Here is a 14113-nt window from a genome sequence, read left to right as displayed (position 1 = left end):
CGGGCGAGTTTGCTACAGGGCGCGCGTTTGTGCTGATAACCGCTGGGCGCCCATGCCTTGCACGATCTGTTCAACCGGATCCAGGCAAATACGCTTCAAAAATGAAGCGTATTCAGCCCCGATACGCTTCACGCAAGGTCCAATTCACCAATTCACCTCCCGCTCCGGCGTCGCCGAAATGTGATGAATCGACAGGTCGGCTCCGTCGTATTCCTCCTCCTGCGTCAGCCGCAGCCCCACCGCCTTCTTCAGCGCGCCGTACACCGCCCAGCCCGCCAGCCCGGCCCATGCCACGCCCATGACGGTGCCAATCAGCTGCGCCCACAGGTTCACCCCGCCAATGCCCCCCAACGCCTGCGTGCCGAAGATGCCTGCCGCAATGCCGCCCCAGGTGCCGCACAGGCCGTGCAGCGGCCACACGCCCAGCACGTCGTCGATCTTCCATTTGTTCTGCGTGAGCGTGAACATCTTGACGAAGATGGCACCCGCCACGCCGCCCACCACCAGCGCGCCCAGCGGGTGCATCAGGTCGGAGCCGGCGCACACGGCCACCAGGCCGGCGAGCGGGCCGTTGTACACAAATCCCGGGTCGTTCTTGCCCATGGCCAGCGCCACCAGCGTGCCGCCGACCATCGCCATGAGCGAGTTGACGGCCACCAGGCCCGATATCTTGTCGATGCTCTGCGCACTCATCACGTTGAAGCCGAACCAGCCCACGCACAGCACCCAGGCGCCCAGCGCCAGGAACGGAATGTTGGATGGCGGGTGCGCGCTGAGCGAGCCGTCGCCGCGGTACCGGTTGCGGCGCGCGCCCAGCAGCAGCACGGCCGGCAGCGCCAGCCAGCCGCCCACGGCGTGCACCACCACCGACCCTGCGAAGTCATGAAACTCGTGGCCCGTGAGCGAGGCGATCCAGCCCTGAATGCCGAAGTGCTTGTTCCACGCAATGCCCTCGTACAGCGGATAGACGAACCCGACGATCACCGCGGTGGCAATGAGCTGCGGCCAGAACTTGGCGCGCTCGGCAATGCCGCCTGAAATGATGGCCGGAATGGCCGCCGCGAAGGTGAGCAGAAAGAAGAACTTCACCAGCTCGTAGCCGCTTCTTGCCGCCAGTTCGGTCGCGCTCACGAAGAAATGCGTGCCGTAGGCCACGCCGTAGCCCACCAGAAAGTACACGATGGTCGACACCGAGAAGTCGACCAGTATCTTCACCAGCGCATTGACCTGGTTCTTCTTGCGCACCGTGCCCAGTTCCAGAAAAGCAAACCCGGCGTGCATGGCAAACACCATGATGGCGCCGAGAAGAATGAACAGCGCATCTGCGCCCTGTTTGAGTGCGTCCATGGGAGCTTCTTGCAGTTTTTTGGTTTGAATTGGTGCAACGCACCCGAATCAGTCGGAGCGGCGGCCAAAGAAAGCAAAAATGGTGCCTGAAAGAGCTTTGATGGTGCGTAATGACCCAAACAAGGGCTCATCACGCGCTTTGACGCACCGTATCAGCCAGTTCGGGCTGAAGGCTCGGCAGCCGGGTTAGCCGCAGGCTCTTCCACCGGAACAAGGATGGCATTCCCGGTCGCCACGAGCTTGAGCGCATCACCCTCCCCCTGCGCATAGAGCTCGGCCGTCGCAAACACCTGCTTGCGCCCCGCCTTCACAACCCGCCCGCGCGCCACAAAGGTCCGGCCCACGGCGGGCGAAATGCAGTTCACCGAAAAGTGCGACGCCAGCACGCGGCCGGCCACCGTGGCGGCCGCAAAGCCGCTCACCGTGTCCAGCAGCGCGCCGATCAAGCCCGCATGCAGGAAGCCGGCGTACTGGCCCATGTCTTCCTTGCGGAAATCCATGCGCAACTCGGCCTCGCCTTTGGTTGCGCTGGTGACTTCGAAGCCGGCCCAGCGGTTGAAGCCGGCGGTCTGGTTGATGGCCTGCAGTGTGTCGAGCATGGTGTGTCCCGGGTTTGAAGCAATGCGCCCACTCTAGGAAGCGGCACCTGCATTCATCGTCGCGCGTGCGACGGAAACCGCGCCGGCGGTTGCCTTGGCGACAGCCGCGTGCATGCGAAACTTTGCGCCCACCATGCAACTTGGACGAAGGGCCCGATGACCGATCTGACGCCGCAACAGGAATGGAAACTCAAGACCACAAGCTACGCCCAGGCCGTCAACCGCTACGTTGACGCGGGCCTGCGCGACGGCTGGGACGCCGCCGGCAAAGAGCCGCAGATGTTGAAGACCGCGCACTTGCTCGACCCGCTGCTCGCCGCACTGAAGGCGCACAACGCAGCCCAGCCCGACGAAGCCGCGCGCGCCGCGTTCCGCGAAGACTGGCCACCGGCGCACGAGCCGCTGATTCCCCGGCTCGAACAGCACGGCCAGAACATTCCGACGGTGGCCCTGCTGGACGACGGCTCGGTGCTCGCACGCATCGGCGCAAGCCACGAAGACGGCCATGTGGTGCACATCACCGGCGACAGCGTCGAGCGTGTCGAAGGCGTCGAGTTCTTCGGCCGCTGCCCCGCGCGCCGCTTCTTCGCGGTGGCGCAGGCCGATGGCATTCGCGTGACCGACGGCTGGCAAGGCCCGACCACGGCGCTGTGCCCCTGGCCCACGGGCCTGGAAGACCTGCCCACCTTGCCCGACAACGTGCCCGCGCCCCGCTTCGCTGCGCCGCCCCGGCCCACGCAGCTCATTCCGTTCCCGGACGGGCAGCGCGTGCTGCTGGTCAGCACCTCGGGCATCTTCGTGCTGTCGGCGCAGGGCGCGCGCCGGCTGATGCCGTGCAGCGAAGACCTCGCGGAGCAACTGGCCGAAGACGACTTCGACCCCGAGTACTTCGGGCTCGACCTGTCGATGGAACACGGCGCGGTGTCGCCCGACGGCCAGTGGATTGCCGTGGGCGGGCAGGACGGCCGGCACCTGGTGTTCGACGCGGCGCTGAATCTGCAGGCGCAGATCGGCCCGGTCGGCGAGTACCCGCACTTTGCGCTGTTCAACCGGCGCAGCGATCGCCTGGTGCTCAACGCCTGCCACTTCTACGACGGCGCCACGCTGGGCGTGCAGCTGAAGGACGTGCCCGGCCTCAACACCGAGTACTACGCCGACGACCCGCGCACGCCCACGCTCGAAGACGGCGCGCGCGTGTATGCGGGCGTGCACCGCGGCGACGAGTTCATCGTCGGCGACGCGCGCGGCTACCTGCGCGCCTTCGGTGAAGACGGGCAGGCACGTTGGCAGCACTTCATCGGCTCGACCGTGGGCGCGATGGACGTGTCGGACGACGGCAAGACGCTGGTGGCGACCACCTGCGCGGGCTTTGTCTGCGTGATTGCGCTGGACACCGGTCGCCAGGCACCGGGGCAGATCGGCAACGGCGGGCACTTGGAGCAACAGCGCTGGCTGCTGTGGAAGAACCCCGAGCGCGCGTTGCTGTGGTGAAGACGCCCTGCAGCGTCCTCAGTTGGGCGTCAGGCCCGCATGGCATTGTTGGGCGCCCGAACGCCGTGTGCGCAATTCCAAGGGAGAACAAAAAGTGAGATGGATCCATCGGCGAGGTGCGCTGACCTTCTCGGCCGCCTGCGCCCTGCTTGCCGCTTCGGGCTGCGGGCAGAAAAGCCCGGCCGACGCTGCCACCAAAGCACAGCCGCCCGCCGCCGCAGTGCCCACCGCTCCCGGCGGCATCGCCCTCGGCAGCATCGCCATTACGCAGGAAGACATCGACTGGTTCCGCCGCAGCCGGGCCGAATGGATCGACTGCGAATCTGGCGCGCCGGCCATCGTGCCGCCCGACCTGTCGCTGGAGCAGCTCGGCGAGGCGCTGGACGGCGGCGCGCCCGTGTCGCCGGAGTTCGAGCGCTTCGTGCACGTGACCTCGGCTTTCTTTTTGCACGCGAGCTTTGCGCCCGGGCATTACGGCTTTCTGCCGCCCTTTGCGCAACGCGCGGCGTTCGACGTGACGGCCGAGCACATCCGGCTGCTGCAGCACGCCAACTGGCGCACCTTCATGATCGACTGCAAGCGCCCGTACGGCGACTTCACCCACTATGAGGTGGACATGGCCGACATCCTCGGCCTGCCGGTGAGCAAGGACGCCAAGGGCCATGCGCAGATCGGCAAGGACGCCGAAAAACGCATGGACGCGCTGCACACGGACATGCTCTTTGCGCTGCAGGCCTACATTCGCTTCGCGCGGCTCAGCCCGGGGCGCTACGTGGTGCCGGAGCGCGGCCTGTCGCAGACGCTGGCCAGGCCGCTGTGCCGGCCGGTGTCGGCCACGCGCATCGCGCTGTACCAGCGCGCGCTGGCAGCCGCCGGGCCGCGGCCTGATTCACGCCGCACGGCGGCGCTGGACGAGGCTGCGGGAGGACTGTTCGCGCTGGACTGAACCGCGGGGGCCTGCGTGCCCTCAGGCCTGCGCTGCGGTGTCGGCGTCCGCGTCCGGTGCGGGTTCGCCGCCGCCCTTGCGCTTCTTGCTGCGCGCGGCCTTCTTCGCGGCGCGCTCGGCGTCGGCGCGCTGCCCGTCGGCCAGCCATTCGGCAAACTCTTCGGGCGTTTCCAGCGTCACGCGCCCGAGATTGCCCGCGCGAAATTCGTGCATGACGATTTCGGCCGACTTCTGCAGGTTGACCTTGCCCTTGCCCAGCAGCGCGCCGCGCTTGCGCCCGATGGTGTCGAGCAGGTCTTCGTCCTTCATGGTGGCCATGGTCTCGGCGTCGAGCTCCACCAGCTTGAAGCGCGTGGCCACGCCGGCCGCGTAGTGCACCTTGAGGTAGCTCAGCAGCTCCAGCGCCACCTCTTCCTCGTCGAAGGCGTTGCGCCCCACCGCGCCGCTTGCGGCCAGGTTGTAGCCGCTCTTGGGCACGATGATGCGCGGCCACAGCATGCCGGGCGTGTCCCACAGGTAGAAGTCGTCGGCCAGCGTGATGCGCTGTTCCATCTTGGTGATGCCGGCCTCGTCACCCGTCTTGGCCTTGCGCCCGCCAATGAGCGTGTTGATGAGCGTGGACTTGCCCACGTTCGGAATGCCGCAGATCAGCACGCGCATCGGCTTGGCCATGCCGCCGCGGTTGGGCGACAGCGCATGGCAGGCCTTCACAAGCTGCTGCGCGGGCATGGTCTGGCTGGCGTCCAGGCCAATGGCGCGGGTGGCGGGCAGCGCGTTGTAGTGGGCGAGCCAGCGCACGGTGCGCTCGGAGTCGGCCAAGTCCTGCTTGTTGAGCACCTTCACGCTCGGGCGGCCGGCGGTGAGCTCGGCCAGCATCGGGTTGGCACTGGAGCCGGGCAGGCGCGCGTCGAGCAGCTCGATGACCACGTCGATGTCCTTCACCCGCTCGGTGATGGCCTTCTGGGTCGAATACATGTGACCGGGGAACCACTGGATCGCCATCGGTGGGGGTTCTTTCTTTTCGCGCTGTCGCTGTCGGGAGTCTGGAATGGGGGGCCTTGCAGGGCCGGGTGCGCATTGTGGACCCGGAACCTGAACGCAAGCTGGTTGCTATGTTTTCGATAGCTGCAAGCGGGCATTGTGCCTTTGCACCGCCGGCGCTCGGTGCCGTGGGGGGCATGCAAGCCCAGCCTGAGGTTGTCGCGCATTGCAACCGTGTTGCACACACACGCAATCCCCTAGAGAGTTTTGCATTGCGGGTGCCGGTATCACCCCTATCATTTGAACGAGTGCGGCGCCCGAGCGTCGGTCGAATCGACAACCCTTTGATGGAGTGACCCGCGATGAAACCCGTCTCCGAACTGCTCAAGCGCCACGATTCCGCAGCCTGGCGCACCACCCCCGACACCAGCGTGTTCGACGCGCTGTCCACCCTGGCGCACTTCGAGGTGGGCGCGCTGATGGTGATGGAAGGCGAGCGGCTGGTGGGCTTTCTGTCGGAGCGCGACTACACACGCAAGGTGGCGCTGCAGGGCAAGAACTCCAAGGAGGTGAAGGTGCGCGACATCATGACGCCCGACGTGATGACCGTCACCCCGCAAACCCGCACGCGCGCCTGCATGACGCTGATGAGCCAGCGCAAGTTTCGCCACCTGCCGGTGGTCGACGGCGACAAGGTGGTCGGCATGATCTCCATCCAGGACTTGATGGACGACATCATCTCGGACCAGGAAACCACCATCGAGCAGCTCACCACGTACATCCAGAGCTGAGCCCCGCCTTGCATTTCGGACCCTGCCCGGCGCGTGGGTAGGGAATAGACCTACGCGCGGTGCCCTGCTTCAGGGCGCACAGTGGGGCTTCGTTCATTCATCCAGCAGGGACATTGCATGCAGATTCAGGTCAATACGAGCAACGGCATCGAGAACAAGGACACGCTGGAACGCTGGGCCGACACGGAGATCAAGCAGCACCTGAGCCGCTTCGCGGAAGACGTGACGCGCGTCGAGGTGCATCTGAGCGACGAAAACCACGACAAGACCGGCGGCGCCGACAAGTGCTGCGTGATGGAGGCGCGCCTGGCGCACCACCAGCCGCTGGCGGTCACGCACCATGCGGCCAGCCTGGACGACGCGTTCCGCGGCGCGGCCGACAAGCTCAAGCGCGTGCTGGACAGCACGCTGGGGCGCCTGAACAACCACCGCGACCGCGACTCCATCCGCAAGGACGCGAGCTTTACCGCCGAGTAGTTCGTTCGAACCACGCAGCAGCATGGGGTGCTGCTGCGTGCAAGGCAGCGTCAGGCTCGCTTGGCGTTCGCCATCGCCTTGCCCACCTCATTGGTGCCCTGCGCGGCACCGCTTTGCGGCACAGAGTCGCCATCGCGCGAGGTCACTTCGGCCAGCCGAGCGGCCAGCTGCTCCGGCGCGTCGGCACCCACGCCTACCCAAACACCCTGCGTCATCGTGATGTGCGCGGCCTCGAAGGTGCCGGCACCGGCACAAAGAATGGTGCGGTTGGGCGCGTCTTGCGCGGCCAGCACCAGCATCGCGGGCACCACGGCTTCGGGCTTGAGCGCGTCCAGCACTTCCTGCGGCATCAGGCCTTCGGTCATGCGTGTGGCGGCGGTGGGTGCCAGGCAGTTCACGCGAATGTCGTTCTTGGCGCCTTCCAGGCTCAGGGTCTGCATGAGGCCCACCAGCGCGAGCTTGGCCGCGCCGTAGTTGCTCTGGCCGAAGTTGCCGTACAGGCCCGACGACGACGTGGTCATCACGATGCGGCCGTACTTCTGCTCGTTCATGAGCGCCCAGACGGCCTTGGTGCAGTTCACCGCGCCCATCAGGTGCACGTCGACCACCAGCTTGAAGTCGTCCAGCTCCATCTTGGCAAAGCTCTTGTCGCGCAGGATGCCGGCGTTGTTGATGAGGATGTCCACGCGGCCCCAAGCATCGACCGCCTGCTTGACCATGGCCTGCACGGCCACGAAGTCGGTCACCGAGGCGCCGTTGGCCATGGCCTCGCCACCGGCCGCCTTGATTTCGTCGACCACCGCCTGCGCGGCACTCACCGAGCCCGCCGTGCCGCCGGAGCCATCGCGTGCGCCGCCCAGGTCGTTGACCACCACCTTGGCACCCCGTGCCGCCAGGGCCAGCGCATGCTGGCGGCCCAGGCCGCCGCCCGCGCCGGTCACGATGGCCACGCGGCCCTTGAAGTCGATGCTGTTGCTGCTCATGTCTCTCTGTCGCTTTCCTAGGGAGTTGCCGTTGTTTCGTCGCCGCCAAGGCGGCAGCGTGGCGTTTTAACCCAGAAAGGCGGGCGCGCGCAGTCCTCCGCGAGGGGGACAAGTCACCGGCGCGTCAGGGCGCATAAAGAATCAACCGTGGGGAGAGCCGCGCACCTGCTCGCAGTAAGCGACCAACTGGTCGAGCTCCGCAGACTTGTCGAAGAACGCATCGGCGCCCAACTGCTGCGAACGCTCGCGCATGTCGGCCGTGGCGTAGTTGCTGAGCACCACCACCTTCTGGTTGGGCGAGCGGTTGCGGCAGGCATGGATCACCCCAAGGCCGTTGCCGCGCTTGAGGAACAGGTCGACGATGGTCAGGTCCCAGCCGTCCGCATGCAGCAGCAGCCAGGTTACGGCTTCTTCCTCGGTGCTGGCCGAGGCCACCACGTGTGCGTCCGCCACGTCCTCCAGGAAACCAACCAGGTTTTCCCGGATGACCGGGCTGTCTTCAACGAGGTAGGCCTTGAATGTCATGGCGCCATCGTGGCCCTGCATCTGGCGCCCACGGTGGTCCATGCGGGCCAATGCCTGTAGGCCATCCGCCAGCGCCTGTGTGGTCATGGCAAGGCGCCCGGCAGACAAAGACAGAAGAAAGTGCTAAGCCGCTACCGCCATGCGGCCGCGCGCCATGCCAAGGCGCGTGGGCGAAACGTACTGCTCGCGGTAGATCTCGAAGGGCATGGTGTCTGCCGCTTCGATGCGCTTCTGCGCCTCGATGGACTCGGCCGTCATCTGCTCGAAGGCACTCTGCTGCGCCGGCGAGAACGCCAGACCCAGCAACGCTTCGCGGGTCTGCTCTGACTGGGCGCGCACAAAGCCGGTGAACGAGTTGCCGTGCTCGTTTTCAATGGCGGCGAGCATGCGTGCCGAGGGCAGGCTGTCGGGGTTGCGCAGCGCGGCCAGCGCGGCGTGCACCGCGTCGGCATGCTGGGTGCCGCTGCCTTGTGCCGCGTCCAGCGCGGCGGCCATTGGCAGGCACTGCTCGACCAGCTCGGTGCCCCAGTCGGCCAGGGGCACCTCGCGCCCGTCGCGCCGCAGGGTCAGGCCCGGCTCGCGGCCGCGCGCGGCCGTCAGGTGCTGGTTGTGGGCGAGGTCGGCAATTTCTTGCGGCGTGTCGTCGGGGCTGTCGCTGAGCAGGCAGTGCAGCAGAAACACATCGATGAAGCGCATGGTCTGCGCGTTGATGCCCACCGTCTCGAAGGGGTCGAGGTCCATCAGACGCACCTCGACGTATTCGACGCCGCGTTCGCGCAGCGCATGCAGCGGGCGCTCGCCGGGGTTGATCACGCGCTTGGGGCGGATGGTGCCGTAGAACTCGTTCTCGATCTGCAGCAGGCTGGTGGCCAGCTGGTTGTAGTCGCCGCCCAGGTTCTGGATGCCGATGGCCTCGTAGGCCGGCCAGGGGCGCGTGAGCGCGTCTTGAAGAGAGGCGCCGTAGCCGTCCAGGCTGTTGTAGCTCACCGCCAGCGAGGCCTGCGCGTCGCTCTGGTAGCCCAGGCGGCCCATGCGCAGCGAGGTGCCGTGCGGCATGAACATGCTGCCGTCGCCCAGCGGCTGCAGCTCGTGCGGGCGGCCCGCCACAAAGCTCGAACACAGCGCCGGCGAGGCGCCGAACAGGTACAGCAGCAAGAAGGCGTGGCGGCGAAAGTTGCGGATCAGCGCAAAGTACTGCTCGCTCGACACCTCGGGCAGCGACCAGTTGTAGTGAATGCCGGAGATGGTCTGCATGCGGCGGCCGTAGCGATGGCTCAGGCCCATGCGGTACACGCTCTTGGCACGGCCCACGTTCGAAGCGCCGTAGCGGCCGATGGGAATGGTCTCGTCAGTGGGCAGGCCGCAGGGCATGCTGGACACCCACAGGCGCTCGTCGCCCAGCGTGTCGAGCACGCGGTAGGTGAACTGGTGCACCTGGGTGAGCTCTTCGAGCGCCGCTTCCACGCTGGCGTGCACGCCGGTGATGAGCTCGAGCTGCGATTCGCTGAAGTCGGTCGTGATGTGCGGATGCGTGAGCGCGGCGCCCAGCGCCAGGGGGTGCGGCGTGAGCGCGAGTTTGCCGTCCGGCAGCGCGCGCAGGCTTTCCTTTTCGATGCCACGTCGCATGCCCTTCAGTCGTGCGGCTGAAAGTGCGCCCAACCTCTCCTGCAATCTGCTGCTCATATTGTTATGACCCATCTATCTTCTGAGGGGCTGGAAGGTAGCACGGGCGCGCAGGCACTGCTTGCGCAGGGAATCCCGGGCATCGGCACCCTTCAGCTCGCTACGTTTTTCATAGCGGGCCCCAGGCAATGCGCCCGCTCTGCGGTTGAACGGCGCGCTGAATTCAGGCCTTGCGGCGGCCCGATGAAGGAGCGCCTTGCGCCCCCCGCGCCATCAGCCGAGCACGCGCAGCAAAAAGCGGTTCAGGTCGGCAATTTCTTCCATGCACACCGAGTGCGCCATCGTGTATTCATGCCACTCCACGGTGTGGCCCAGCGCCAGGAGCGCGTCGCGCGAGCGCAGGGCCGCGGCCAGGGGCACCACCGGGTCTTGCCGGCCATGGGCGAGGAACACGGGGGTCTGGTGGTTGGCCGCATGTCGTTCGGCCGCCGTGGTGGCGGCAATCGGCAGGTAGCCCGACAGCCCCACGATGCCGGCCAGCCGCTCGCCGTGGCGCATCCCGGTCATGAGCGCCATGGCGCAGCCCTGCGAGAAGCCGGCCACCACGATGCGCTGCGCGGCAATGCCGCGCGCCTTCTCGGCGGCGATGAGCGCGTCGATGGTGGCTTGCGAGCGGCGCAGGCCGGCCTCGTCTTCATGCGCGGCCAGGTCGGCCACGGCAATGTCGTACCAGGCGGGCATCTGGTAGCCGCCGTTGATGGTGACGGGAATGACCGGCGCATTGGGGAACACGAAGCGCACCGGGCCCACGGCGGACAGGTCGAGCTCGTTGGCCAGGGACACGAAGTCGTTGCCGTCGGCGCCCAGGCCGTGCATGACGATCACCGTGGCGGTGGGGTTGGGGGCGGTTTCGATTTCGATGGGAGAACGGGACATGGTCGCTCGAGAGTGTTCAAAAACAGATGGGCGAGACCTTAGCGCATTCAGGCCGGGCCAAAGGCAGAGAGGCACGGAAACACCGAAACGGCCGGTTGGCTGACTTGCACATCGCCGCGCCGCGCCCACCATGGTTCAAACAACATCAAGGAACCCCGCGTGAGCCATTCCCCTCCCCTGGTCGATACCAAGCTGGCAGGCGCCGTGCTGGTCTGCGGCGAATGCGAAGAACGCAAGGACGGCCCCACCCGGCTCACCGCCCGGCAGGTACGCAAGGAACTGAAGCATGGCCTGGCCCACATGCCGGTGCGCCTGCGTGTGGTGGAGTGCAGCTGCCTGGGCCTGTGCCCCAAGAAGGCGATGGCGCTGGTCGCCATGACGCAGGGCCACGCGCCGCTGGCCGCCGAGGTGTGCCGCGAAGACGACGTGGAAGCCTTTGCCAAGGCGGTGGTCCGGTCGGCGAAGTGAGGCGGCGGCGCCCTATTCAGGCTTGATGCCGACCGCCTTCACGATCTGCGCATAGCGCTCGTACTCGGCCGACACCCGTGCCTGGAACTGGCGCTGCGGGTAGCCCGTGGCCTCGATGCCCTGCGCCGCGAGTTCGGTTCGCAAGGCAGTGGATTGCACGATGCGCCCTGCGTCCGCCGCAATGGCGTCCAGCACCGGCTGCGGCGTGCGCGCCGGCGCGAACAGCCCGAACCACGTGCCCGAGCGGTAGCCCGCATAGGTGTCGCCCACGGTGGGCACCTCTGGCAGCAGCGCATGGCGCTTTTCGCCGCTGGTGCCCAGCGCCACCAGCCGGCCGCTGCGGATGTGCGGCAGCGCGGGGCCCACGGCGATGAACATCACGTCCACCTGCCCGCCAATCACGTCCTGCATGCCCAGCGGGCCGCCACGGTAGGGAATGTGGGTGACGTAGATGCCCGCCTTCTGCTTGAGCAGCTCCATGCTGAGCTGCTGCGGGCTGCCGTTGCCGGCCGACGCATAGTTGATGCGGCCCGGATGGGCCTTGGCCGCGCGCACGAAGTCGGCCACCGTGCGAAAGCCCGTCTTCGGGTTGGCGACCAGCACAAAGTCGATTTGCCCGAGCGACACCACCGGCACCAGGTCGCGCCGCGCGTCGTAGGGGAGCCCGGGCTGGATGTTCGGCAGGATGGTGATGGGGCCGTCCGCGCCCACCAGCAGCGAGTAGCCATCGGGCTGCGCCTTGGCCAGGCCGTCGGCGGCCAGAATGCCGGCCGCGCCGGCGCGGTTGTCGATGACCACCGGCTGCTTCCACTGCTCCGACAGGCGCTGGCCCAGCAGGCGCGCAAGCACGTCGGGCGAGCTGCCGGGTGTGTTGGCGACGGTGATGTGCACCGCCTTCGACGGGTAAGCGGGAGCGGTCGGTGCCTGGGCCTGCGCGGCGGTGGCGAGTGAAACACCGGCCCACAGTGCAAGAGCCAGCTTCAAAGGGGAACGCACGCGCATGGAGAACTTTCGATTGCAAGACACAGGGCGCGCGATTCTGTCGTGCCGTGGCCCGCAAGCGAACGACCCATTTGTCAGATGCTTAGGTCCATTCGGGCATATGCGGTGCCGGCAACCGGCCCCGGGCGCGACACGGAGACCCTGTATGCAACACAATGGCGTTTCGCATGAAGACCACCACCCCGCACCCGAAGCCCCAGGCCCCTCTCGTCGCCGCCCCTTTCAACAGCGAAACGCTGCTGCGCGACAGCGGCCTGCGCGTGACCCGCGCCGCGCAGACGGTGCTCGAACTGCTCGAACACGCCTCCCAGCCCCTTACGCACGAAGACGTGGCCGCGGCCTACACCACCGCTGCCGGCGAGGCGCCCGACCGCGTCACGGTGTACCGCGTGCTCGACCGGCTGGTCGAGGCCGGCCTGTGCGACCGCCGCGTGGGCGCGGACCGGGTCAACCGCTTCTCGCGCCATGTGGAGGCCGCGTCGGGCAACATCTTCGAATGCGACCACTGCCACAAGGTGCTGGCGCTGCCGTCCGACCCGGAACTGCCCAAGGTCATGGGCCGGCTCGGACGGGCCCTGCGCAAGCAGGGCATCGACACGCGCCACACCGCCCTCACCCTGCACGGCACGTGCGGGGAATGCGCCCGATAGTTTTCACTCACACGTTCTTTGCTCACCCGTTCCAAGAAGGGAACGGGTCCTGAAAGTTCCGCCACCACGAGGCGCCGAAGCGCATCTCGTTCTCCGTGAGCAGGCAGGCATCGAGCCGCGCGCGCAGCGCCGATTCGTCCATGCCGATGCCGATCAGCACCAGCTCCTGGCGTGCGTCGCCCGTGGCCGGGTCCCAGTTCTTTTCGATGAGCGCCAGCGCGTCGGCGTCGGTGGGCCAATGCTCACGCGGCACCGCCGCCCACCAGAAGCCCGCCGCACCGTAGCGGCACGCACCGCCGGCCTGCGACCACGTGCCGGCGCGCGTGGCGCGGCTCGCGAGCCAGAAGAAGCCCTTGGAGCGCACCACGCCTTCCCATTCGCTTTGCACCAGCTTCCAGAAGCGCATCGGGTGGAACGGCAGGCGCGAGCGGTACACGAAGCTGCGAATGCCGTAGGCCTCGCTCTCGGGCACATGCTCGCCGCGCAGCTCAGCCAGCCAGCCCGGCGCCTGCTCGGCCTGATCGAAGTCGAACAGGCCGGTGTTCAGCACGCGGTCTAGCGGCACGCGGCCGAAGCTCGACAGCTCGATGCGCGCGCGCGGGTTCAGGCTGCGCAGGATGGCCATCAGCCGCTTGCGCTCGTCGGCCGTCACCAGGTCGGTCTTGTTCACCACCAGCACGTCGCAGAACTCGATCTGCTCGATCAGCAGGTCGACCACCGTGCGCGTGTCGTCGTCGCCCAGCGACTGACCGCGCTGGCCCAGGCTGTCGGCCGAGCCGTAGTCGCGCAGGAAGTTGAAGGCGTCGACCACCGTCACCATGGTGTCGAGCCGGGCCACGTCGGCCAGGCTCTTGCCGTCTTCGCCGGCAAAGGTGAACGTCTCGGCCACGGGCAGCGGTTCGGAGATGCCGGTCGACTCGATCACCAGCTGGTCGAAGCGCCCCTCCTTGGCGAGCCGCCCCACCTCCAGCAGCAGGTCTTCGCGCAGCGTGCAGCAGATGCAGCCGTTGCTCATTTCGACCAGCTTTTCTTCGGTGCGCGACAGCTTGGCGCCGCCGTCGCGCACCAGCGCTGCGTCGATGTTGACCTCGCTCATGTCGTTGACGATGACCGCCACGCGGCGGCCCTCGCGGTTGTGGAGGATGTGGTTCAGCAGCGTGGTCTTGCCGGCGCCTAGAAAGCCGGAGAGCACGGTGACGGGGAGGCGGTCGGCCATGTGGGCAGGCTCCATATATGCAACAGAATTGCATTATAGGAAGCATATGCAACAAGGTTGCATTTTATCGCAGTCTCC

At 67.1% G+C, this 14113-nt stretch carries 15 protein-coding genes; 6 read left to right on the top strand and 9 right to left on the bottom strand.

Annotated features, from left to right (window positions below; translation table 11 throughout):
* Positions 1-144: 144 nt before the first annotated feature.
* Both VLK31_RS18245 and VLK31_RS18240 read right to left on the bottom strand, forming a co-directional pair.
* Complete coding sequence (locus tag VLK31_RS18245; RefSeq protein WP_409169841.1) at positions 145-1347, bottom strand: ammonium transporter; 1203 nt, start codon at positions 1345-1347, stop codon at positions 145-147.
* Between the two features lie 152 nt (positions 1348-1499).
* Positions 1500-1946, bottom strand: a complete 447-nt coding sequence (locus VLK31_RS18240) for a PaaI family thioesterase (RefSeq protein ID WP_409169840.1) — start codon at positions 1944-1946, stop codon at positions 1500-1502.
* Between the two features lie 156 nt (positions 1947-2102).
* Here VLK31_RS18240 and VLK31_RS18235 point away from each other — a divergent pair, with 156 nt between their 5' ends.
* Positions 2103-3437 carry a hypothetical protein gene (locus VLK31_RS18235; protein WP_409169839.1) on the top strand — a complete coding sequence of 445 codons (1335 nt, stop codon included), beginning with the start codon at positions 2103-2105 and terminating at the stop codon, positions 3435-3437.
* A 94-nt stretch (positions 3438-3531) separates the two neighbouring features.
* On the top strand, positions 3532-4383 hold the full coding sequence (locus tag VLK31_RS18230) for a hypothetical protein (protein ID WP_409169838.1): 852 nt from the start codon (positions 3532-3534) through the stop codon (positions 4381-4383).
* A 21-nt stretch (positions 4384-4404) separates the two neighbouring features.
* Here the strand turns inward: VLK31_RS18230 and ylqF are convergent, their stop codons facing one another.
* Complete coding sequence (ylqF, locus tag VLK31_RS18225; RefSeq protein ID WP_409169837.1) at positions 4405-5385, bottom strand: ribosome biogenesis GTPase YlqF; 981 nt, start codon at positions 5383-5385, stop codon at positions 4405-4407.
* A gap of 341 nt (positions 5386-5726) precedes the next feature.
* On the opposite strand from ylqF, the gene VLK31_RS18220 reads away from it, so the two are divergent.
* Together VLK31_RS18220 and VLK31_RS18215 are read left to right on the top strand one after the other, a co-directional pair.
* Positions 5727-6155, top strand: coding sequence for a CBS domain-containing protein (locus tag VLK31_RS18220; RefSeq protein WP_409169836.1), 429 nt, complete (start codon positions 5727-5729; stop codon positions 6153-6155).
* Between the two features lie 117 nt (positions 6156-6272).
* Positions 6273-6632, top strand: coding sequence for an HPF/RaiA family ribosome-associated protein (locus tag VLK31_RS18215; RefSeq protein WP_409169835.1), 360 nt, complete (start codon positions 6273-6275; stop codon positions 6630-6632).
* A 50-nt stretch (positions 6633-6682) separates the two neighbouring features.
* On the opposite strand, the gene VLK31_RS18210 is transcribed toward VLK31_RS18215, so the two are convergent.
* From VLK31_RS18210 to VLK31_RS18195, 4 genes are all read right to left on the bottom strand, one after another.
* Complete coding sequence (locus tag VLK31_RS18210; RefSeq protein ID WP_409169834.1) at positions 6683-7615, bottom strand: SDR family NAD(P)-dependent oxidoreductase; 933 nt, start codon at positions 7613-7615, stop codon at positions 6683-6685.
* A gap of 141 nt (positions 7616-7756) precedes the next feature.
* Positions 7757-8140 carry a response regulator transcription factor gene (locus tag VLK31_RS18205; protein ID WP_409170034.1) on the bottom strand — a complete coding sequence of 128 codons (384 nt, stop codon included), beginning with the start codon at positions 8138-8140 and terminating at the stop codon, positions 7757-7759.
* Between the two features lie 123 nt (positions 8141-8263).
* Positions 8264-9823 carry a glutamate--cysteine ligase gene (gene gshA / locus VLK31_RS18200; RefSeq protein ID WP_409169833.1) on the bottom strand — a complete coding sequence of 520 codons (1560 nt, stop codon included), beginning with the start codon at positions 9821-9823 and terminating at the stop codon, positions 8264-8266.
* Between the two features lie 213 nt (positions 9824-10036).
* Complete coding sequence (locus tag VLK31_RS18195; RefSeq protein WP_409169832.1) at positions 10037-10699, bottom strand: alpha/beta hydrolase; 663 nt, start codon at positions 10697-10699, stop codon at positions 10037-10039.
* Between the two features lie 159 nt (positions 10700-10858).
* Between VLK31_RS18195 and VLK31_RS18190 the strand changes: the two genes are divergently transcribed.
* Complete coding sequence (locus VLK31_RS18190; RefSeq protein WP_409169831.1) at positions 10859-11167, top strand: hypothetical protein; 309 nt, start codon at positions 10859-10861, stop codon at positions 11165-11167.
* A gap of 12 nt (positions 11168-11179) precedes the next feature.
* Here VLK31_RS18190 and VLK31_RS18185 read toward each other — a convergent pair whose 3' ends face one another.
* Positions 11180-12169, bottom strand: a complete 990-nt coding sequence (locus VLK31_RS18185; RefSeq protein ID WP_409169830.1) for a Bug family tripartite tricarboxylate transporter substrate binding protein — start codon at positions 12167-12169, stop codon at positions 11180-11182.
* Positions 12170-12336: 167 nt separating this feature from the next.
* On the opposite strand from VLK31_RS18185, the gene VLK31_RS18180 reads away from it, so the two are divergent.
* Entirely contained in the window at positions 12337-12819 is a 483-nt protein-coding gene (locus VLK31_RS18180; RefSeq protein ID WP_409169829.1) for a Fur family transcriptional regulator, read from the top strand.
* A gap of 22 nt (positions 12820-12841) precedes the next feature.
* Here VLK31_RS18180 and zigA read toward each other — a convergent pair whose 3' ends face one another.
* A complete protein-coding gene (gene zigA / locus VLK31_RS18175; RefSeq protein ID WP_409169828.1) occupies positions 12842-14035 on the bottom strand; it encodes a zinc metallochaperone GTPase ZigA in 1194 nt (397 codons plus the stop codon).
* Between the last annotated feature and the right edge of the window lie 78 nt (positions 14036-14113).

This window comes from Variovorax sp. H27-G14 (genome assembly GCF_046156345.1).
Classification (GTDB): Bacteria; Pseudomonadota; Gammaproteobacteria; order Burkholderiales; family Burkholderiaceae_C; genus Variovorax.
This window is presented reverse-complemented; position numbering and strand designations above follow the sequence as displayed.